The following is a 20331-nucleotide window of genomic DNA, read 5'->3' on the forward strand; positions in this document are numbered from 1 at the left end:
GGACCATGGCGGGCCTCTACTACGAGCAGTTCGAAGTCGGCCAACTCTTCGATCACCCGCTGCGGCGCACGGTGACCGAGGCGGACAACGTCTTCTTCACCGCGATGACCCACAACCCGGCCGCGCTTCACCTTGACGCGGAAGCGATGAAGAACAGTGAGTTCGGCGAGCGGATCGTCAACAGTTGCTTCACCCTGAGTCTCATGGTCGGCATCTCGGTCGGCGACACGACGCTCGGCACGACGATCGCGAACCTCGGCTGGAACGACGTCGTGTTCCCCAGGCCCGTGTTTCACGGCGATACGCTGCGGATCGAGACCGAGGTGAAGGACAAGCGGGAGAGCCGCTCGCGGCCCAACGCCGGCATCGTGACCTTCGAGCACCGTGCGTACAACCAGCGCGATGAACTGGTGGCCCGGTGCACGCGGCTGGGGTTGATGCTGAAGGTGCCGGAGGGGGAGGAGTCGTGAAGTTCGTCGAGCTCGCCACGTTCGACTCCCGGCTCGAGGCCGAGACGATCGGCCACGCCCTGGACCAGTACGAGATTCCGTTCCTGGTGCAAAGTGCCGGGGTCGGCATGTTCGGCATGGGAATGATGGGGAAGTCGCCGGTGCCGGTGAAGCTCTGCGTGCCCGACAACCGGCTGGACGAGGTGAAGGAGCTGCTGAGCTGCGTCGCCGGTCCGTTGGAAGAAGGCGAGGAGCCGCCGGCCGACGGCTGAGGCTCAGTCGGCGAGCACTTCCAGGGCCTCGGGCAGCAGCCGGCGCGTCGTGCTGAACGCACGGTCGCCGTGGATCGTCTCGTTGCCGTCCCAGTCACCGAAGTAGCCGCCGGCTTCGCGCAGGATGACGGGAAAGGGCCCGCAGTCCCAGGCGCTCATCTTCGGGTCGACCATCAGTTCCAGCCGTCCGGTAGCGACCAGGGCGTGGCCGTAGGCGTCGGACCAGCCGACGCGGTAGGCGGTGCCCTCCATCATCCGCTGCCAGGCCTGTCGGTGGCGGGGGTCGACGAAGAGTCCCGGGTCACCAAAGGAGACGTAGCCCTCGGTCAGGCTTGACGTTTCGCGGACCTGGACCGGCTCGCCGTTCAGCGTGCAGCCGTGACCGGCGGCGGCAGCCACCGTCTCGCCGATGCCCGGGAAGTGGGCGACGCCCATCTCGACCCGTCCGTTGACTTCCAGGCCGATCAGGATCCCGTAGAGCGGCACGCCGCGGACGAAGGAGCGGGTGCCGTCGATCGGATCGACGTACCAGCGGCGTTCGGACGCGGCGGGGTCATCGTCGCCCGCACCGAACTCCTCGCCGACCACGATGTCGCCGGGAAAAGCCTCGACGATGCGGGAGCGAATCAACTCCTCCGCGCCGCGGTCCGCTTCGGTGACCGGCGTCATGTCACTCTTGAGCTCCGGATCGACGCCTAGCCGGAAGAACTCGAGCGTCAACTGGCCGGCGATCCAGGCGGTCTCGACCGCGAACTCGAGTTCGGCTTCGTAGCTGGCCGCCAAGGTGAACTCCTCAGAAGGTCTCGATCGTCCGCTCGTCAGTGTTCGCCGGCAGCGCGATGTGCATCCCGTCGGCGGCGACGACCGCATCGTTCGGGGCGTCCTCGGCACGGCCGCGCATGAACACGCCCTCCGCCTGTGGCGCCGGCAGGGGCGGCACGAGGTGGCTCAGGACCAGGAGTCCGACCTTCGCGTCAGCGGCGAGGGCGTGCACGTCGGCGGGGAAGGTGTGGTAGTCGAGCGTGTCACGGAGCAACTTCGCCGTCTGTTCGTTGCCGGCGCTTTCGAGTGCCTGCGCCGCCCCGCCGATCAGGGCGCCGGACAGGACCTCGTGGACCAGGACGTCGACGCCCTGGCTCATGGCCTCCACGTTCGCCGAACGGATCGTGTCGCCGCTGACCACGACCGAGCGACCACCGTAGTCGATCCGGTAGCCGACCGCGGGCGCGATCGGTTCATGCTCGACCAGGAACGCCGTGATCCTGAGGCCGTTCTCGTCGTAGAAGACGCGGGAGGGGGCGTCCTCGGCGAGTTCGATCGTGTGCGCGTTCGCCTTGCCGCCGTCCGGCGGAAGCAGGTCGGCACCGTGGTGGGCGACGCGGTAGGAGACGTCCAGCTCGTAGGCGGCCTGGAAGCCGGCGACGACCCGGTCGACGCCCACCGGGCCATAGACGTCGAGCGGCACTGCCCTGCCGGAGGTCCAGCTAGCGAAGACGACCTCGCCGAGTTCGCCGATGTGGTCCGAGTGGAAGTGGGTGAGCAGGACGCCGGCCAGACGGCCCGTCGGCAGTCCCCAGAGGCGCAGGTTCTCCGTCGACCCGGGGCCGACGTCGATCAGGAACATCCGGCCCCCGGCGATCACCGCCGTGCAGGGTCCGGCACGCTCGGCGCTGGGCAACGGTGAGCCGCTGCCGCAGATGACGACGTGGAGGGCGCCGTCGTCCAGGAGGGACGACCGGTTGGGAGGCAGGTTGCCGAACTGTGCTGCCGCGACGGAACTCAGGAGCAAGAGCGCAGCCGTCAGGGTAGACATGATGGCCGGGGTGCGGGGTCTCATGGGCAGGCTCTTCTGGCAGGTCCGGCTCGGGAAGGTGGCGTCGGAAGATAGCAGCCGGCCGCGACTAAGATCGCCCCGATGGCGGAGCAGGCGCTGATCAACGACCCGACCGCGCTGCTCGTTTTCTTCGCCGGCTTCGTGGCCCTGATCTTCGTGCTGGCGCAGACGCGGCCCTTCGACCGGCTCTTCAGGTATCTGCCGCCGATCGTCTGGATCTACCTGCTGCCGGTGGTGCTCACCACCGCCGGCATCACGCCGGCCGAGTCGCCCTTCTACGACTGGTGCACGGACTACCTGATGCCGTGCTCGCTGTTCCTCCTGGTGCTGGCGACCGACGTGCCGGCGATCAGGCGCCTGGGGCCGCTGGCGGCGGCGATGCTGCTGTCGGGGTCCGTCGGCATCGTGATCGGCGGACCGATCGCGCTGGCCATCTTCCAGCCGTTCCTGGACGACCCGCAGATCTGGAAGGGCCTGGGTGCGCTTTCCGGCTCCTGGATCGGCGGTCTGTCGAACATGATCGCGATCAAGGAGGGCGTCGGCGCTCCCGACGACGTCTTCTCCCCGATGATCATCGTCGACTCGGTCGTCGGCTACGGCTGGATGTCGATCATCATCCTGCTCAGCGGCTACCAGAACCGGATCGACCGCTGGAACCGGGCGCGCCGCGAAGAACTCGACGCGCTGAACCAGCGGTTGCAGCAGGTCCAGGCCGAGAACGCGCGGCCGATCACGTTGCCCGCCTTCGCCTCCATGCTCGGCGTCGGCCTGGTGGCTAGCTGGCTCTGCATGCGCGGCGGAGAGCTGCTGCCCCAGGTCGGCTCGGTGCTGTCCCACTTCACCTGGGGCATCCTGCTGGTCGTCGCGGTCGGCCTCGCGCTGTCCTTCACGCCGGTTCGTCGTCTCGAACATCGGGGAGCGACACCCGTTGCCTACGGCGGCCTCTACCTGATGGTCGCGACGATGGGCGCGGGCGGCGATCTCGCTGCCATTGCCGAGGCGCCTCTGGTGCTGGCCGTCGGCGTCGTCTGGATCGGCATCCACGTCGCCTGCCTGTTCCTCGCGATGCGCCTCCTGCGCGCGCCGATCTTCCTGTTCGCGACCGGCAGCATGGGCAACGTTGGCGGCGTCATCTCGACCCCGGTCGTCGCCGGCGTGTTCCAGCCGGCCCTCGCCGCGGTCGGGGTGCTGATGGGTGTCCTCGGCAACCTGGTCGGCACGCCGCTGGGGCTACTGTGTGCCCAGCTCATGGCCTGGGTCGCGCGGGCGTACCACGGCGCGGCTTCGCTGTAGGAGCGTCTGCTCGTCGAGACCCTCCGTCGCTCTGGTCCAGAGCTAGGCGGGTTCCGGCTCGGGCTCGCGGTCGTTGTCTCCGGCGGTGAGCGCTCTGAACAGGTCGATCTCGGTCTTGCAGGTCTTGACCACCCAGGCGATGACCGCGGCGTCGTCGATGAAGCCGGCGACCGGGATGAAGTCGGGAATGACGTCGATGGGGATGACGAAGTAGAGGACGGCGCCGGCGATCAGGATGAGTGTCTCCTTCCGGAGACGGTAGTTGCCGCGCGCGACCGCCCGGAGCAGGTCGAACATCGTCTTCAGGTCTTCGATCACACCGCTGAGCGGGCTGGTGGCGCCGCTGGCGGAGTCGGCCTTTTCCCTGGCTTCGGCGATCATCTCGCGGAGCTTGTCCGGTGACCGGACGATCTCGGCGGCGCGGTTGCGGGCGTGGAGCGGGAGCTCCATCTCGCCGGTCTCGGGAGGCGCTGGGGGCTGCTCGGAGGCGCCTTCCACGTTGCCGCCGGTCAACTCCCGATCGGATGCCATGTCGTCTTCACTTCCTGCAGGTCGGTGATCTCGTAGGGGCTCTGGATGTCCGTCCAATCTTCGTGCGGGCGGACCGCGACGCGCTTCAGGTTGTGGACCGCTTCGATCTCGGCGGATCTGGCGACGTCCGGGTCCGGCGAGCAGAGGAGCAGGGCATTGACGTCGCGGTGCGCGGCGAGCGGCGCGAGCATCTCGTCCCGGCGGCCGGTGAGGATGTTCACGACGCCGCCGGGTACGTCGGAGGAGTTCAGGACCTCGCCGAACGTCGTGGCCGGGAGCGGTTGGCTCCCGGTGACCAGGACGACCGTCGTGTTGCCGCCGGCGATCGCGGGGCCGATGGAGGAGACGAGGCCGAGCAGGGGCGACTCGGGGGCCAGCACGCCGACGACGCCCATCGGCTCGAGGATCGAGAAGTTGAAGTGCGAGGTGGCGACCGGGTTGACGCTGGAAAAGACCTGCTGGAACTTGTCGGTCCAGCCGGCGTAGTGGAGCAGCCGGTCGGTGGCGGCCTGGACCTCGGCCGCGGCTTCGTCCGGTGTCGCGCCGCCCGCAGCGAGCAGGGCCTCGAACTGGCCGCTTCGGCCTTCCAGCATCTCGGCGATCCGGTAGAGGATCTGGCCCCGGTTGTAGGCGGTGCGGGCGGCCCAACCGGCCTGTGCGGTGCGGGCGGCGGTCACCGCGTCCCGCACGTCCTTGCGCGAGCAGCGGCAGATGTTCGCGATCGGCGTGCCGTCGGGCGCCAGAGCCCGGTCGAAGCGGCCAGACTCGGAGCGCGGGAACTTGCCGCCGACATAGACCTTGTGGGTTTTGAGCACCGGTAGGCGGTCGGTTGCGGCCGTGGATCGCTGCTCGCTCATGCCGCTTCCTCGGGCTGCAGGTAGGCGTGGAGTCCGGCGAGCCCGCCCTCGCGGCCGATCCCGCTCTCCTTGTAGCCGCCGAACGGCGCGGTCGGGTCGAACTTGTTGTAGGTGTTCGCCCACAGCACGCCGGCGCGGATCCGGCTGGTGACCCGGAATGCCTTGGCGCCCTTGTCGCTCCAGACCCCGCCGGAGAGGCCGTAGGGGGTGTTGTTCGCCAATGCGATGCCCTCGTCGACGGTGCGGAACGTCTGCACCGCGAGCACCGGGCCGAAGATCTCCTCCTGGACCACGCGGTGGGACTGGGATGCGTGCAGGAACAGGGTCGGCCGGAACCAGTAGCCGCGCTCCGGCACCGGGCACGAGGTCTGGAAGGGCTCGGCGCCCTCCGCTTCGCCGATCTCCAGGTACTCCTCGATCTTGTCGAGTTGGGCGCGGGAGTTGATCGCTCCGATGTCCGTGTTCTTGTCGAGCGGATCGCCGACGATCAGGGTCTCCATCCGGTCCTTGAGCTTCGAGATCACCTCTTCGGCGACGGATTCCTGGACCAGCAGGCGGGAGCCGGCGCAGCAGACGTGGCCCTGGTTGAAGAAGATGCCGTTGACGATCCCCTCGACCGCCTGGTCGACGGCGGCGTCCTCGAACACCAGGTTGGCCGCCTTGCCACCGAGCTCCAGGGTGTAGTGCTTGCCGCTGCCGGCGAGCGCGCGCCGGATCAGCTTGCCGACCTCGGTGGAGCCGGTGAAGGCGACCTTGTCGACGTCGTCGTGCTGGACGACCGCCGCGCCCGTCTCGCCGGCGCCGGTGACGATGTTGACGACGCCCGGCGGCACGCCGGCGTCGCGGATGATCTCGGCCAGTTTGAGAGCGGTGAGCGGCGTGGTCTCGGCCGGCTTGAGCACGACCGTGTTGCCGGCCGCGATGGCGGGCGCGATCTTCCAGGCCGCCATGAGCAGCGGGAAGTTCCACGGGATGACCTGGCCGGCGACCCCGAGCGCTCTGGCGCCGCGGCCGGGGAAGGCGTAGTCCAGCTTGTCCGCCCAGCCGGCGTAGTAGAAGAAGTGCGCGGCCGCCAGCGGGATGTCGACATCGCGTGACTCGCGGATCGGCTTGCCGCCGTCGAGCGACTCGGTGATCGCGAGTTCGCGGCTCCGCTCCTGGAGCACGCGGGCGATCCGGTAGACGTACTTGCCGCGTTCCCGCGGCGCGAGCCGCGACCAGATCTCGTCGTAGGCGCGCCGGGCGGCCGCCACGGCGGCGTCAACGTCGGCCTCGGAGGCCAGGGCGACGTCCGCGATCTTGTCCTCGGTGGCCGGGTTCGCCGTCTCGAAGGTCCGGCCGTCGGCCGCGTCCGTGAAGTCGCCGTCGATGAACAGGCCGTAGCGGTTGCGGAGTTCGACGTGGTCGGTCGACTCGGGCGCCGGCGCGTAGCCCCAGCCTTCGCCGCCGCCGAGGCGGAGCTTCGGAGCCGCCGGCCCGGTTGTTTGCGTGGACTTCGTCACTTTCGTCTCTACATGGAGAAGTCGTCGAACGACTGGTAGATGCCGCTTCGCTGCTTGACGATCTGGCGCAGGACGTCGTTCGCGAGTGAACTCGCGCCGAACCGGTACAGGTCGGGGTCGAGCCAGTCCTGGCCGAGCGTCTCACGCACCATGACCAGGTGGCGGATCGCGTCCTTGGCGGTCGAGATGCCGCCCGCCGGCTTCATGCCGATCTTCTGGCCGGTGCGGCGGTAGTGGTCGCGGATGGCCTCCAGCATGACCAGGACGACGGGCATCGTGGCGGCCGGCTTGATCTTGCCCGTCGAGGTCTTGATGAAGTCGGCGCCGGAGCGCATCGCCAGGTCCGAGGCGCGGCGGACCGCGTCGAGGGTGCCGAGCTCGCCGGTCTCGAGAATCACCTTGAGGTGCGCCTCGCCGCAGGCCTCCTTGATCGAGGCGATCTCGTCCGCGGTGTAGGCGAAGTCGCCGGCCAGGAAGCGGCCGCGCGAGATCACCATGTCGACTTCGTCGGCGCCTGCCTCGACCGCCTTCCGCACCTCCAGCAGCTTGATCTCGATCGGCGCCTGGCCGGCGGGGAAGCTGGTGGCGACCGAGGCGACGTTGATCCCGCTGCCTTCGAGCGCCCGCTTCGCGGCGCCGACCAGGGCCGGGTAGACGCAGACGGCGGCCACGTGCGGAAGATCGGGCAACGCCGCGTGAAGCTGGAGCGCCTTGGCGCAGAGCTGCCGTACCTTGCCCTCGGAGTCGGCCCCCTCGAGGGTCGTGAGATCGATCATCGACAGGGTCAGGTGCAGCGCCTGGCGCTTGGCGTCCTTCTTGATCGAGCGCGAGCAGAGTCTCGCGACCCGCTCCTCGACGCCGACGGCGTCGATTGGCGGCGACTCGAACGATGCGCTGGCAGTCGATACCTGCATCACCCGTCAGTCTACGCCGGTTCGGCCCGCGGCGGGGCTGTGGCAGAGTGCCCGTGTCATGGCCGGGAACACGTTCGGAACCGCGCTGCGGCTGACCACGGCCGGCGAGAGCCACGGGCCGGGCTACGTCGGCATCCTCGACGGAGTGCCGCCGGGCCTCGAACTGTCCGAGGCGGACCTTCAACCGGACCTCGACCGGCGCCGCCCCGGACAGTCGAAGCTGACCACACAGCGCATGGAGCCGGACGAGGCCCGCATCCTGTCCGGGGTGTTCGAGGGCAGGACGACCGGTACGCCGATCGCCTTCCTGATCGAGAACCGCGACCAGCGGCCCAAGGACTACAGCGAGATCAAGGACAAGTACAGGCCCGGACACGCCGACTACACGTTCGACGCGAAGTACGGCTTCCGCGACTACCGGGGAGGCGGCCGTTCGAGCGCCCGCGAGACCTCGGTGCGAGTGGCGGCCGCGGCGGTGGCGAAGAAGCTCCTGCGGGAGCGCTGGGGTGTCGGGATCGTCGGCTACGTGAAGAGCATCGGCGACATCGAGGGGCGGATCGACGATCCGGCGGCGGTGACCCTGGAGCAGGTCGAGTCGAACCCGGTGCGCTGCCCCGATCAGGAGGCCGCGGCGCAAATGGCGGAGCTGATCGAACGGATGCGCGCGGAGCGCGACTCCGTTGGCGGCATTTCGGAACTTGTCGCCACCGGCGTACCGCCTGGCTGGGGCGAGCCGGTGTTCGACAAGCTGAAGGCGGACCTGGGCAAGGCGCTGTTCAGTCTGCCGGCGGTGTTGGGCGTCGAGTACGGGGCCGGGTTTGGCGTCGCACGCGCGCGTGGCAGCGAGAACAACGATCCGTTCGAGATGCGGGAAGGGCGGGTCGCCACCCGCGGCAACCGCCACGGCGGCATGCTCGGCGGCATTTCGTCAGGGCAGCCGATCGTGCTGCGGTGCGCGGTCAAGCCGACCAGCAGCCTGCCGCAACCGCAGGACACGGTGACCCGCGCCGGCGAGCCGACGACGATCGCGACCAGGGGCAGGCACGACCCCTGCCTGCTCCCGCGCTTCGTGCCGATGGGCGAGGCGATGATCGCGCTGGTGCTCTGCGACCATGCCCTGCGGCAGGTCGCCGTTACAGACGTGCTGGACTAGCGCGGGCCGCTTCGCGGCCGCTCCCGGATGCCGGCGAGGCCGCCGGCGCACCCAGTGTTGAGGCTACGGGTCGATCCTTGCGGTGGCTTTGCCCATCACGACGACATCGCCATCCTGGTTCACCGTCGTCACCGACAGGTCGACGAGGCCTTGGCCGTCCTCCTCGCGTACCGCGTCGACCTTCGCCGTCGCCGTCAGCGCGTCGCCCGGCCACACCTGCCGCGTGAAGCGGACGCCGTAGGCGGTCAGCCGGCCGTCGCCGACGAAGTCGGTCACCATCCGGCCGGTCATGCCCATTGTCAGCATGCCGTGGGCGAAGACGGTCGGGTACTTCGCCACCTTGGTGGTGAAGATCTCGTCGGAGTGGAGCGGGTTGTAGTCGCCCGAGGCGCCCGCGTACTGGACGATCTGGGTGCGGGAGAGGTCGTCGGTGAGCTTCTGGGTGTAGGTGTCGCCGACCTGGATCTTGCTTGCGTGAAGTGCCATTCGTTCGCTCTCCTCAGTCGCTCTCGACGACCTTCTCGGTGCGGACGCCGACGCCGGTGGCGCGCACGACGAGTTCGCCGGATTCGTCGTAGTACTCGGTGATGTTCTCGCTGAACTTCAGGTTGCCGCCGCGCTTGCCCTGCCGTTCCCAGCTCTTGCCGGGCCGGGTCTTGAGGGTCAGCGTCTCGCCGGGGCTCACGTGCCGGAAGTACTCGAAACGCTGCTCGGCGTGGAGGCCTGTGCCGCCGTCACCTCCGGTCCGCGTGGGCGGCACGCCGGTCGGCTCCTTGCCGGAGCCGAACCACGGCTCGCCGATCTTGGGGCGCAGGAAGTAGTCGGGGTCGAACTGGGCGGAGGCCTGGTAGAAGGTGGGCGGCGCGATCGTCTTGCCGGGTTCCGTGTCCGCTGCCGCCTCGGCGTCGTGATAGATGGGGTTCGGGTCGCCGACCGCGCGGGCGAACATCATGATGTGGCCTGCCTCGACCGGGAACTTCTTTGCTGCCATTCCGGTTCCGTCCTCCTCTTCGAGTGGTCTCTGAAGCGCAATCTGGTGCGTGGTTTGAGCGCGTGACTGTAGCAGCATGAACCTGCTTCTGTTGGAGGACGCGGACTTCGATCAGACGGCTGGCTCAGGTACGCGAGCGGTCGTGTCCGGCGAACGCCTGAAGCACGTCCGCAAGGTGCTGCGAGCGGAGGTCGGCGACACGCTGGAAGTGGGCCGCCTCGGAGGCGGCATTGGCCGCGGACGGATCGTCGACCTAGGCCGCGAGCGGTTCGTGCTGGAGCTGGGGCCGCTCGATGGGGAGTTGCCCGCGCCGCTGCCGGTGACGCTCGTGCTGGCCTTGCCCCGGCCCAAGTTCGTGGGCCGGATCCTGCAGGCGGCGGCCGCGATGGGCGTCAAGCGGATCCTGCTGGTCCACACGGCACGGGTGGAAAAGAGCTACTGGCAGAGCTCAACGATGCAGGCGGAGTCCCTGCGACGACACCTGATGCTGGGTCTGGCGCAGGCGCGGGACACGGTGCTGCCGGAGATCGAGATGCTGAAGGGGCCTCGGGATCTGATGGATGCGCTGCCCGGCCTGGTTCGGGACCACGATCAGGTTCTGGTGGCCGATGCCGCCGGTGACGAGCCCTGTCCGCTGGGCGTCGATGGCCCGACGGCGCTGCTGGTCGGTCCCGAAGGCGGCCTACTGGACGAGGAGCTTGCCTCGTGGGGACACGCCGGCGCCACAGTCGTGAGTCTCGGCCCTCGGGCGCTGCGGGTCGAGCACGCCGTCGTGGCCCTGCTGTCGCGTCTTGGCGCCTGAGGAGGGATCGCAGCGGGATACGCTGGCGACGCGGAGGTCGAGATGAGGCGTCGAGAAGGACCAGTTCGGATTCTCTGGCTGATGCTCCTCGTCTTGGCTGCTGCCGCTTCCCACGCTCTGCAGCAAACGGAACTCCCGGCTGGTCGACTGGTGGGCGGCGTCGTTGAAGATGGCGGAAGAGCGGTGATGCTTCTGGCGGGAGACCGCGGCGATCCAAGAGATGGTTCCCGGTTGGTCGTTCTGGAAGAGGCCGAGACAGAGATCGTCGAACTGCCCGGTTTCGGGGGCGACAGCCTCACGCCGCTCGCTGCGAGTGGCGTAGTGTTGCAGGGGCGGAGGATGCTCCCGCCTGGCGCCAAAGCGGATTGGGGCCAGGCGATGGAGATCGTCCAACCGGGAAGCGACGAGAAGCGAACCTGGGCTTGGCGGGACTGGGACTTCTGGGTGACGCGGGGGATGCACTTCGAGTATCTCCATGACGTCTCACGCGATGGACTCCTGTGGGGCGCGGTAGGCACCGGAACGGCGGATTCGTTCGACAGAGCCCAAGCGTCCAGGACAAGGGAGCTGCGAGTCGAGAGCGTCGTTCTTGGAAGCGAGCGGCCCGAGACAGAGGAATGGCTCGTGCCGCCGGCACCCATCATCCTTCGGTCCGACGGTCCGGTCGTGCTCATTCCCTGGAACTGCTGGGGCGCCTACATCGTTCACTTCGCGCAGGGCGGAGGAGTCGACCGCATTGCGCCGATCTTCTTCGACAACGGCGTGGTCGAGCATGAGTTCCGCTGGCAGGCAAGCGAGGACGTGCTTTGGGTCCGGACCCCGCTGTACTGGAAGGCGTACCATCTCCCTGGCTTGGCGCTCTCAGGGGAAGCTGTAGCGCCGTACTGGGTTCTGGAGAGATCCGTTCTTCCTCACCCTGAGCGCGGGATTGTCCGGTTCGTCCAGGAAGGCGATCGCTACCGCATCGAGCATGCATATCGCGATCCTGAATCGTCAATCCGGGAGCGGCACGTGTCGGACTGGCAGGGACCTTCCCGGGTTGACGGCGACTTGACCCCCGGCGAGTCGCTTCCGCGATTGGTGGCCCCGCCCCATCGGTGGGCCCGCCAGGGGGAGGCCCTAGCCTTCACCAGTCCCAATGGCCGCCATGCGGTCGTCGTCGAGCAGCAGAGTGCGACGGAAGGTGTGAGGCCCTACGCGCGCCGCGTTCCCCTGCGCACTTCGACACCGCGGCCGCCTGTCGAAACTGACGCTCAAGCGGAGCGCGCTGCCGAAGGACCGAAGTACTACCTGGATCTGCTGGATCCCATCGCGTTCCGCGCGGATCGCCCGCTCCGGTTTGTCTTCGGTTCGGTGGCCGAAGGGGTGCGCCGACAAGGCTCGCCGGAAGAACTGCCCTAGTCCGGGCAGAGCCTTGTCCGTGGCCTCGTTCCGGAGCCCTACTCGCGGAGCTTCGCGCCGACGGACCTCTCGACCTGTCCCAGGATGCGCCGGCGGAGCTTCTTCACATCGCGGTCGCGCAGGGTGCGGTTCGGGGCCCGGAAGGTGAGGTGGTAGGCGAGGCTCTTCGAGCCTTCGCCGATCGCCTCGCCGCGGAACACGTCGAACAGTTCGACGGCGCAGAGCAGGGGCTTGCCGGCGGCGAGGAGGGCGGCCTCGACGGCTGCGGCAGGCGTCGCCTCGTCCACGATCAGGGCCAAGTCCTCGCGCACTTCCGGATAGACGGGGACGGGCTCGACCTGAAGGGAATCGGGGACGAACTCGAGGATGCGGTCGAGGTCGAGTTCGGCGGCGAGGATGGGGTGACCGTCCGCGGGCTCCAGATCGAAACGGGCGGCCACCGCCGGCTGGACTTCGCCCAGCCAGCCGACGGGTTTCGAGTCGGCACCGGTTTCGATTGCCGCGGAACGTCCGGGGCGGAAGGACGGTGGCGTCGCACTCGCCGCCGGCGCCGTGAACTCGACCGCCAGGCCAAGCCGGTCCAGGACCGTCTCGACCACGCCCTTGACGTCGAAGAAGTCGAAGCAGCCGCCGCTGGCGCCGGCCCCCTGCCAGTGGTCTGCCCGGCGCGGACCGGTCAACACGACAGCGGCCCATTCCCGCTCCTCGGGCAGCGAATCGCCTTCGTTGACCGGGAAGACGCGGCCGACCTCGAACAGGGCGAGCCGGTCCGTGAACCGGCCGTTCGACGCCGCGGCTTCCAGGACGGATGCCAGCAGGCTGCGGCGCATGACGACGCGGTCCTGGGTCGAGGGGTTGGCGAGGCGGACGTAGGGCGGCGGTTCGGCGTCTTCGAGTTGCAGCCTCGCTTCCGCTTCGGGTGTGGTCAGGCGGTAGCTGACGATCTCCTGGAGTCCCAGGTCGGCGAAGGTGTCCTTGACCCGATCCTCGAAGGACTGCTCGCGGTTGCCGCGCTGGGGCGGCAGCACGTCGCTGAGCACGGTCGAGGGGATGCGGTCGTAGCCGTAGATGCGGCACACCTCCTCGACCAGATCGTGCTGGCCTTTGATGTCGAGGCGGTGGTCGGGAACGGTGACCCGCAGATCGGCGGAGTCGTCCTCGATCTCGACCTCGAACTGGAGCCGCCGCAGCAGGCTCGCCGTTTCGCTCGCGCCGAGGTCGAGACCGGTGAGGCGGCGCAAGTATCCGAGGTCGAGATCGACGGTCACGGCCTGGGCTGGCATCGGGTAGTGATCGACGATCCCCTCGGCGATCGTGCCGCCCGCGTGGAGCCGAAGCAGTTCGGCGGCCCGTCGGGCGCCGAGCAGGGCCTGGCTGGGATGAACGCCGCGGCTGAAGCGGAAACCGGCTTCGGTGTGGACCCCGAGCTGGCGCTGGGTGCGCCGGATGCTCCGTGGTTCCCAGGCTGCCGCCTCCAGCAGCACGTTGCGGGTTTCCGGACCGATCTCGCTGTCCCGGCCTCCCATCACGCCGCCGACGCTCAGCGAGCCGGCCGGGTCGGTGACCATGATCTGGTTCGTCCGCAGCTTCTGCTCGGCGCCGTCGAGCGTCGTCAGACGTTCTCCCGCGTGCGCCAGACGCGTGACGATCCGCACAGGGCCGCCGTCCGCATAGCTTTCGGCCCGCTGCCGCAGCAGGTCGTAGTCGAAAGTGTGGTTCGGCTGGCCGACCTCGAGCATCACGTAGTTGCTGATGTCGACCACGTTGCTGATCGGCCGTTGCCCAGCGAGCTGCAACCGGTGCTGCATCCAGTAGGGAGATGTGCCCTGCTCGATGCCCTCGATCAGCAGGGCGACGAAGCGCGGATTGAGTTCGGGGTTCTCGGTCGCGATCTCGACCCGGCCCGCGATCGGCGGTCCGTCCATGGTGAGCGGGACGGCGGGCGGCCGGAACGCGGCCTCCGTGAGCGCCGCGACCTCGCGCGCAACCCCCAGGATCGAGGCGCAGCGGGCGATGTTGGGAATCACGTCGATGTCGAGCACGACATCGCCGAGCACTTCGGCGAGGGGCCGTCCGGGGCGAAGGTCCGGGAGTTCGTCGGCGGGCTCGAACAGGATGATCCCCTCGTGGTCCTCGCCGAGCCCGAGCTCCGCGGCCGAGCACAGCATCGCGTCGCTGGTGATGCCGCGCAGCTTCTTCGGCTTGAGCCGGGTGATCTTCAGGTCACGGTAGGGGTTGCGGTAGCTGGCGCCGGCGAGCAGCAGGGCGCCCCAGGGACCCGCGTCGCCGAGGTCCTGGCCGAGGAGCGGGACCAGGTTGGGGGCCCCGGTGATCACCTGCCGGGTGGAGTCGGCGCCGTAGTCGACGGTTGCGAGCACCAGGCGGTCGGCGTCCGGCACCGGGTCGACGCGTAGGACTTTCGCCGCCATCACCAGGTCGGCCGGCCAGGGCAGCTCGGCGCCGTCGACGCCGAAGCGTTCGATCGCCTTGACCTCCAGGCCGGCGTTGGTAAGCAGCTCGGCGAGGTCGCCGGGAGAGCCGTCGAGCTCGACGAAATCGCCGAGCCAACTGAGTGGAACGCGCATCAGACGAACCGCTGGAACTGGCGCAGGAAGCGCAGATCGTTCGACCAGAAGTAGCGGATGTCGCGGATCCCGTGCCGGAGCATCGCGATCCGTTCCGGTCCCATGCCGAAGGCGAAGCCGCTCCACTCGTCAGGGTCGTAGCCGCCGTTTCTGAGAACGGTCGGGTGGACCATGCCGCAGCCGAGGATCTCGAGCCAGCCGGCCTCCTTGCACAACTGGCAGCCCCCGCCGTCGCAGAGGAAGCAGGCGATGTCCATCTCCGCGCTCGGCTCGGTGAACGGGAAGTAGCTGGCCCGGAAGCGGGCGCCGCGGCCCTCGCCGAACAGGCGCCGGGCGAACTCGGTCAGCGTGCCCTTCAGATCGGCGAAGGTGATCGCCGGGCCCACCGCGAGTCCCTCGATCTGGTGGAACTGGATCTCGCTGCGTGAAGTGATCTGCTCGTTGCGGTAGCACATGCCGGGCAGGATGACCCGCAGAGGCTCCGGGTGGCGTTCCTGCATCGCCAGGATCTGCCCGCCGCTGGTGTGGGTGCGCAGCACAACGCTCGGATCCGTCGTGTAGAACGTGTCCTGCATGTCGCGTGCGGGGTGGTCGGGCGGCATGTTCAGGTCGCCGAAGTTCAACTGGTCGGTGACCACGTCCGGGCTGCGGTAGGTCTGGAAGCCCATGTCGCCGAAGATCCGTTCGATCCGGCGCATGACAAGGGTCGACGGGTGCAGCCCGCCGAGCGCCGGGCGGCGGCCGGGCAGGGTGACATCGAGCCGGTCGGCGTCGTCGTCGGTATCGTGCGTCGATCGCTTCAGAGCTTCCTGGCGCGCTTCGAATGCCACCTGCAGGGCGGCCTTGATCTCGTTGATCCGCTTGCCGAAAGCGGGCCGATCGGCGGGTTCGATCTCCCCCATGCGGCGGGTCAGGAGCTGAACCTCGCCCTTGCGGCCGATCGTCGCCCGGCGCCACCTCTCGAGTTGCTCCAGATCGACCGTAGCGTTCAGCGCCGCGGAGACCCGCGCTTCGATGTCGTCGAGCTGGTCGATCATGGCGTCAGGCGGGTTTTCGTGCGGTGCCCTTTCCCGGGCCCGGTGCGGCGCCCGACTCTACTAGGAGGTGGCGTTCGGCAGAACGCGAGGGATCAGCAGCCCCAGCAACACCAGGAGGGGCAGGATGGAGGCCAGAACCGCGGCTCGGATGACTCCGACTCGCTGAACGACGTGGAGACCGATCCCGAACAGCACTGCGCCGCAGAATGTCGCCAGGATCTCGCCAGCGATGGGAACGATGCCCAGGAGATTGGCGCCGTTTGCGTAGCAGATCGCGACCCAGGTACCGCGGAAGCCGTGTGGCCTCGACGTGCGGGTCACGACCAGCAGAAGGTGGACGAGCGTACCTACGATCAACGTCGCGACCAGCGTGAGGGCGAAGAGGGCGGGAAGGGCAAGGAGGAGCACCTGGAACGCGAAGAGAACGAACAGGGTGGTTCCGAAGGGCAGTTCCTCCGCAGTGGGGAACTGAGATGGATCCATCCGCCACACCGTTTGGTAGACGAACTCCAGTGCCTGGTCCGGAAGGGTCAGGATGAGGATCGTGAAGACCACGCTTCCCAGGACCATGTAGATGAGTGTGACCAGGCCCGCGAATAAGAGGGGGCCCCAGATGCCCGCGTCGGGCCGGGTGCCCTCGAAGAACTTCCTCGGAGCGGTGGCCAGGAGGACCAGAGCGGCGACGAGGGCGGAGAACCTGCCGCGGTCCTTCCGCTCCTCCCACGGATTGACGACCTCGACGCTTGCTTCGGCGCCGGTGCTATCGTCCGCGGAGTTCACGAGGAGCACCTTACCGGAGCGATCCTGATGGCGGACGCCCGACAGCAGCGAACGGCGGCAGTACGCGACGTCGGCGCCGGTGCCGGTGCCCTCGTCGTCGGCGTCGCTGCTGCCAGCGCATTCAACGAGTTCGTGCCGGAAGGGCACCGGCCGGAGGACGTTCTTCCGGGCGCGAAGAGCGTTGTCGTCGCGGGCAACCAGGGGCCGACGGCGGGCGCCTGGCGCAGTCCCGATCACCGGGTGATGGAGATCACCGGCTACGACTTCCGCGAGAACGTCGCGGTCCACGTGATGTGCGACTACATCGAGCGCGAGCATGGCCATCGGGCGCTGCAGGGGCCGTCCCTGCCCACAGCCGGGCACAACCCACCGATGAGCATGATGCTGGCCGCGGTGCTCGCGGGGCTGGGCACGAGATCGCTGGCGGCGAACATCATCCTCCATCCTCGCTACGGCCTGCTGTACTACGCGGCCCTGGTGACCACCCTCGACCTCGAACCGGATCACCCGCTCGAAGAGGACGTCTGCCCTTCGAAGCCCTGCATCCAGATGTACGAGAAGCTGGGCACGACGCCGTGCCTCGCCTCCTGCCCGAAGGACGAGGGTGGCTGCCTCGACGGAGCGCTCGACGAGAACGGCAGGATCAGCTACTCGTACTACGACCGCGAGCGCTGTACCTCGCGGTCGATGAACTTCGGCATCGGCTCGATCCAGAAGTCCCTGGTCCAGATCACCACGGAGGAAGACCGGGAGCGGCGCAAGTCGATGATCTACTCCGACTTCTTCAGCCAGTCGCTGTCGTCGCTCTCGTACTACAAGGAGAGCGTGGCGCAGTGCTTCGAGTGCATGCGCGTGTGCCCGGTCGGGATGCACGAGAGGCGTCTGCAGTGACCGTTTCGCGGGTGGCTCCGGCGCCGACGACCGACGAGGCCACGGCGGCCCGCGACCGCGTGGCCGCGATGGTGGAGCGTGGCGGCGCGCTGGCCTGGGGCGTCGCCGACGCCGACGACTTTGGCGAGGCGCCCGAGGGCTTCCGGCCCGGCGACCTGCTGCCGGGCGCGCGCCGCGTCGTGGTCGTCGGCGGCAGTCCACCGCGGGCGGCCGACTGGGCGAGCCCCGTCCACGAGCACCTGGAGACGATGGGCACTAGCGACCGAATCAACTCCCTCGGCCTGAAGACGGCGAAGTTCATCGAGGCGGAGTTCGGCTACTACGCCCTGTTCGTACCGCCAGGCGTGCGCAAGGGCAACCGGCCCTTTCTGAGCGTTGCGCTGGCGGCGGAACTGGCAGGCTGCGGATCCCGCAGTCTGGCCGGGCCAGTGCTGCATCCGGAGTACGGTCTGCTGTTCTATTCGGCGATCATCACGACCTACCCGTTCCCGGTCACGCCGGCGCTTGCCGAGCCCGCGTGCCCGGCGCCTGCCTGCGTCGAGATGTGGGAGGCGGAAGGAGCCACGCCCTGCACCAGGGTGTGCCCGCTCGGCGACGGCGGTTGCCTGGACGGCCGGATCGAGAACGGCCGACTGGTGGAACGCCGCTACGACGCGGCGCGCTGCACCTCCCGCGTCTACACCCACTGGATTCCAGGCTTCCAGAAGGGCCTCGAGCTGGCTCTCGACCAGGAGGATCCGGAGGCTCGGAAGATGGTGCTCTACTCGAGCCACTTCACGAAGACGCTGTGGTCGATGACCTACGCCGCGCAGAGCCAGGGCCAGTGCTGGGAGTGCATGCGGGTGTGTCCGGTCGGCGCCGAGTTCAGGGACAAGGCATAGACGCGAGGTGTGACGATGGCTTTCTTCTTTGTCGATCCCGAGACCTACCGCCGCCACCGGGAGGAGATCCTGAAGCTGTCGAACTCGATCCAGGTCGACATCCACGAGCACCTGCCAGGCGAGAAGCGGCGCCGGGGTCTCTCGGACCGCGAGATTGCCGACCGACTCGGCCTTGACGAGCGCACGGTGCGCGAGATCCGGGTGGTCGCCGAGCGCGACTACTACGACATCGAGGAATGGGAGAAGGCGATCGAGTTCAAGGACAAGGCCTGCCGCACCTTCGCGGAGGAGGGTGTGTCCTACGTGTTCAAGGGCCGACGCGGCTGAGCGAGCGGCCGAGTGCATCCGGCGCTCGCGGCGCTCGATGCTGCTTCTTGATCTGTGAGACGATAGCCCGCTCATGAAGACAGCGGTGCTCCAGTTCTTCTCGTGGCCTGACCGGCGCATTCCGCTGGAAGAGGTGTACCGCCGTGCGTTCCAGCGCATCGACATCATGGACCAGAACGGGTACGACGCGGTGTGGCTGGCGGAGCATCATTTCAGCCCCTTCAGCATCTGCCCGTCGATCCACATGATGGGGATCGAGGTCGCCGCCCGCACGAAGAACCTGAGGATCGGCACGGGTGTGTCCCTGGCGCCCTTCTACAACCCGCTGCGACTGGCCGAGGAGGTGGCTCTGCTCGACGTCCTCTCCGGGGGCCGGGTCAACTGGGGTGTCGGCCGCGGCTACGCGGAGAAGGAGTTCAGCGCCTTCGGCGTCGACCCGCAGTACAGCTACCCGGTGTTCAGGGAACATGTGCAGGCGGTGATCGACGCCTGGACGAACGAGCAGCTCACCTTCGAGGGAGAGCACTTCCAGTGCCGCGATGTCGAGGTGCTGCCCAAGCCTGCGCAGAAGCCGCATCCGCCGGTGTGGCTCGCTTCCTCGTCGCCGGAGTCGATGACCTGGGCGGCCCGGAACGGCTTCTCGATCATGCTCGACCCGCACTCGGCGCCTGGCCGGATTGCGGAGAAGCGCGAGCTGTACCGGCAGATCCTGGATCAGCACGGGCACTCGATCGATGGCCGGGAGATTCCGATCGCACGTCTGATCGCGTGCGCTCCGACCCGGGCCGAAGCGGAGGAGATCGCGCGCAACGGCGCGCAGTGGACCGTCAGATCCCACCAGCGGAAGGGCACCCGACCGGTCGCGACCGATACGCGGCGCAACCTCGAGCGGCCGGAACTGGCGACGCCGACCTTCAAGGCCGAAGAGCAGACCGCGGTCGACCGGTATCTGAACGGCGTCATTCTCTACGGCACGCCGGACGAGCTGGTCGACGAGATCGCGCGCCTGAAGGAAGAGATGTTCCTCGACTACCTGCTGTGCGCGCCGCTCAGTCACGGCTCCTTCGTGCTCTTCACGGACGAGGTTCTGCCTCGGGTCTGAGTTCGGGTCGGCCCGGGTCGGCCGTCGCTGGCCGGCCGCGAGTTGGCGCGCGACGCCGGATCGGTCAGAGTTCGATCGTGACGAGAGCTACCGACCCCTTCGACCGCTTCCGCGACCTGTTCGAGCGTGCTTCGGCCACTGGCCTCACCGAGCCGAACGCGATGGTTCTGGCGAGCGCCGACGAGCAGGGTCGTCCGTCGTCCCGTGTCGTGCTCCTGAAGCACTTCGACCGGCGCGGCTTCGTCTTCTACACGAACCTCGAAAGCCGCAAGGGCAGGGAGATCCTGGCGCGGCTGGACGTGAGCCTGAACTTCTTCTGGCGCGAACCGAAGGAGCAGGTGTGCATCTTCGGTCGTGCGGAACGGGTCAGCGACGCCGAGGCCGATGCCTACTTCGCGACTCGGGACCGGAACAGTCAGCTCGGCGCCTGGGCCTCGCGGCAGAGCCGGCCGCTCGCAAGCCGCGAGCAGCTCCTCGCCGACTTCGAGCAGGTGACCGAGCGGTTCGCGGGCGGCGACGTACCGCGCCCTCGGCACTGGACGGGGCTCAGGGTCGTGCCCAGGCGCTTCGAGTTCTGGGTGGCGCAGGAGCACCGGCTTCACGACCGTACGTTCTACGAGCGGGACGGTGACGCGTGGGTGGTGGGTATGCTGTATCCGTAGCGGCCCGAAGAGGAGAGCTGTCGAAGGAAGCGATGACGCTACGGTTTTCTCGCTCGACTGTCTGGAC

At 68.3% G+C, this 20331-nt stretch carries 22 protein-coding genes; 11 read left to right on the top strand and 11 right to left on the bottom strand.

Features of this window, described 5'->3' with window-relative positions; all coding sequences use genetic code 11:
- Positions 1 to 5 precede the first annotated feature (5 nt).
- Complete coding sequence (locus tag OXG83_00800) at positions 6 to 470, top strand: MaoC family dehydratase (GenBank protein MCY3963545.1); 465 nt, start codon at positions 6 to 8, stop codon at positions 468 to 470.
- Positions 467 to 721 carry a hypothetical protein gene (locus OXG83_00805; GenBank protein MCY3963546.1) on the top strand — a complete coding sequence of 85 codons (255 nt, stop codon included), beginning with the start codon at positions 467 to 469 and terminating at the stop codon, positions 719 to 721. The genes OXG83_00800 and OXG83_00805 overlap by 4 nt, the downstream gene beginning before the upstream one ends.
- Before the next feature lie 3 nt (positions 722 to 724).
- On the opposite strand, the gene OXG83_00810 is transcribed toward OXG83_00805, so the two are convergent.
- The gene (locus OXG83_00810) at positions 725 to 1504 is read right to left on the bottom strand and encodes a histidinol phosphate phosphatase (protein ID MCY3963547.1); all 780 of its coding nucleotides are present in this window, start codon (positions 1502 to 1504) and stop codon (positions 725 to 727) included.
- 10 nt (positions 1505 to 1514) lie between these two features.
- Positions 1515 to 2558 (bottom strand): MBL fold metallo-hydrolase, encoded by a 1044-nt coding sequence (locus OXG83_00815; protein MCY3963548.1) that lies wholly within the window; start codon positions 2556 to 2558, stop codon positions 1515 to 1517.
- A 78-nt stretch (positions 2559 to 2636) separates the two neighbouring features.
- On the opposite strand from OXG83_00815, the gene OXG83_00820 reads away from it, so the two are divergent.
- The gene (locus OXG83_00820; protein ID MCY3963549.1) at positions 2637 to 3848 is read left to right on the top strand and encodes a DUF819 family protein; all 1212 of its coding nucleotides are present in this window, start codon (positions 2637 to 2639) and stop codon (positions 3846 to 3848) included.
- 42 nt (positions 3849 to 3890) lie between these two features.
- Here OXG83_00820 and OXG83_00825 read toward each other — a convergent pair whose 3' ends face one another.
- Genes OXG83_00825 through deoC form a run of 4 tightly spaced genes read right to left on the bottom strand, consistent with a single transcriptional unit; the run spans position 3891 to position 7652 of the window.
- Complete coding sequence (locus OXG83_00825) at positions 3891 to 4379, bottom strand: YkvA family protein (protein MCY3963550.1); 489 nt, start codon at positions 4377 to 4379, stop codon at positions 3891 to 3893.
- Positions 4358 to 5236, bottom strand: coding sequence for an aldehyde dehydrogenase family protein (locus tag OXG83_00830; protein MCY3963551.1), 879 nt, complete (start codon positions 5234 to 5236; stop codon positions 4358 to 4360). Before OXG83_00830 ends, OXG83_00825 begins: the two co-directional genes overlap by 22 nt.
- On the bottom strand, positions 5233 to 6738 hold the full coding sequence (locus tag OXG83_00835; protein MCY3963552.1) for an aldehyde dehydrogenase family protein: 1506 nt from the start codon (positions 6736 to 6738) through the stop codon (positions 5233 to 5235). The genes OXG83_00830 and OXG83_00835 overlap by 4 nt, the downstream gene beginning before the upstream one ends.
- An 8-nt stretch (positions 6739 to 6746) precedes the next feature.
- Positions 6747 to 7652, bottom strand: a complete 906-nt coding sequence (gene deoC / locus OXG83_00840) for a deoxyribose-phosphate aldolase (protein MCY3963553.1) — start codon at positions 7650 to 7652, stop codon at positions 6747 to 6749.
- 58 nt (positions 7653 to 7710) lie between these two features.
- On the opposite strand from deoC, the gene aroC reads away from it, so the two are divergent.
- Positions 7711 to 8805: a chorismate synthase gene (gene aroC, locus OXG83_00845; protein ID MCY3963554.1), complete on the top strand. Its 1095-nt coding sequence runs from the start codon at positions 7711 to 7713 to the stop codon at positions 8803 to 8805.
- 63 nt (positions 8806 to 8868) lie between these two features.
- Here aroC and OXG83_00850 read toward each other — a convergent pair whose 3' ends face one another.
- Entirely contained in the window at positions 8869 to 9291 is a 423-nt protein-coding gene (locus tag OXG83_00850) for a MaoC/PaaZ C-terminal domain-containing protein (protein MCY3963555.1), read from the bottom strand.
- 13 nt (positions 9292 to 9304) lie between these two features.
- Positions 9305 to 9796 (bottom strand): MaoC family dehydratase N-terminal domain-containing protein, encoded by a 492-nt coding sequence (locus OXG83_00855; protein ID MCY3963556.1) that lies wholly within the window; start codon positions 9794 to 9796, stop codon positions 9305 to 9307.
- 76 nt (positions 9797 to 9872) lie between these two features.
- Between OXG83_00855 and OXG83_00860 the strand changes: the two genes are divergently transcribed.
- On the top strand, positions 9873 to 10598 hold the full coding sequence (locus OXG83_00860) for an RsmE family RNA methyltransferase (GenBank protein MCY3963557.1): 726 nt from the start codon (positions 9873 to 9875) through the stop codon (positions 10596 to 10598).
- A gap of 186 nt (positions 10599 to 10784) precedes the next feature.
- The gene (locus tag OXG83_00865) at positions 10785 to 11999 is read left to right on the top strand and encodes a hypothetical protein (GenBank protein MCY3963558.1); all 1215 of its coding nucleotides are present in this window, start codon (positions 10785 to 10787) and stop codon (positions 11997 to 11999) included.
- A 38-nt stretch (positions 12000 to 12037) separates the two neighbouring features.
- Here the strand turns inward: OXG83_00865 and pheT are convergent, their stop codons facing one another.
- The 3 genes from pheT to OXG83_00880 are packed head-to-tail and all read right to left on the bottom strand — an operon-like array spanning position 12038 to position 16410.
- Entirely contained in the window at positions 12038 to 14584 is a 2547-nt protein-coding gene (pheT, locus tag OXG83_00870; GenBank protein MCY3963559.1) for a phenylalanine--tRNA ligase subunit beta, read from the bottom strand.
- The gene (pheS, locus tag OXG83_00875; GenBank protein MCY3963560.1) at positions 14584 to 15621 is read right to left on the bottom strand and encodes a phenylalanine--tRNA ligase subunit alpha; all 1038 of its coding nucleotides are present in this window, start codon (positions 15619 to 15621) and stop codon (positions 14584 to 14586) included. The genes pheT and pheS overlap by 1 nt, the downstream gene beginning before the upstream one ends.
- A gap of 60 nt (positions 15622 to 15681) precedes the next feature.
- A complete protein-coding gene (locus OXG83_00880; GenBank protein ID MCY3963561.1) occupies positions 15682 to 16410 on the bottom strand; it encodes a YIP1 family protein in 729 nt (242 codons plus the stop codon).
- An 18-nt stretch (positions 16411 to 16428) separates the two neighbouring features.
- On the opposite strand from OXG83_00880, the gene OXG83_00885 reads away from it, so the two are divergent.
- The 5 genes from OXG83_00885 to pdxH all read left to right on the top strand — a co-directional run bounded on the left by OXG83_00885 (position 16429) and on the right by pdxH (position 20264).
- Positions 16429 to 17292, top strand: coding sequence for a hypothetical protein (locus OXG83_00885; GenBank protein ID MCY3963562.1), 864 nt, complete (start codon positions 16429 to 16431; stop codon positions 17290 to 17292).
- Entirely contained in the window at positions 17289 to 18173 is an 885-nt protein-coding gene (locus OXG83_00890; protein ID MCY3963563.1) for a hypothetical protein, read from the top strand. Before OXG83_00885 ends, OXG83_00890 begins: the two co-directional genes overlap by 4 nt.
- 15 nt (positions 18174 to 18188) lie before the next feature.
- Complete coding sequence (locus OXG83_00895) at positions 18189 to 18500, top strand: hypothetical protein (GenBank protein ID MCY3963564.1); 312 nt, start codon at positions 18189 to 18191, stop codon at positions 18498 to 18500.
- A gap of 73 nt (positions 18501 to 18573) precedes the next feature.
- Positions 18574 to 19602, top strand: coding sequence for an LLM class flavin-dependent oxidoreductase (locus OXG83_00900; protein ID MCY3963565.1), 1029 nt, complete (start codon positions 18574 to 18576; stop codon positions 19600 to 19602).
- A 77-nt stretch (positions 19603 to 19679) separates the two neighbouring features.
- Positions 19680 to 20264: a pyridoxamine 5'-phosphate oxidase gene (pdxH, locus tag OXG83_00905; GenBank protein ID MCY3963566.1), complete on the top strand. Its 585-nt coding sequence runs from the start codon at positions 19680 to 19682 to the stop codon at positions 20262 to 20264.
- Positions 20265 to 20331 lie beyond the last annotated feature (67 nt).

This window comes from Acidobacteriota bacterium (assembly GCA_026707545.1).
Classification (GTDB): Bacteria; Acidobacteriota; Thermoanaerobaculia; order Multivoradales; family Multivoraceae; genus Multivorans.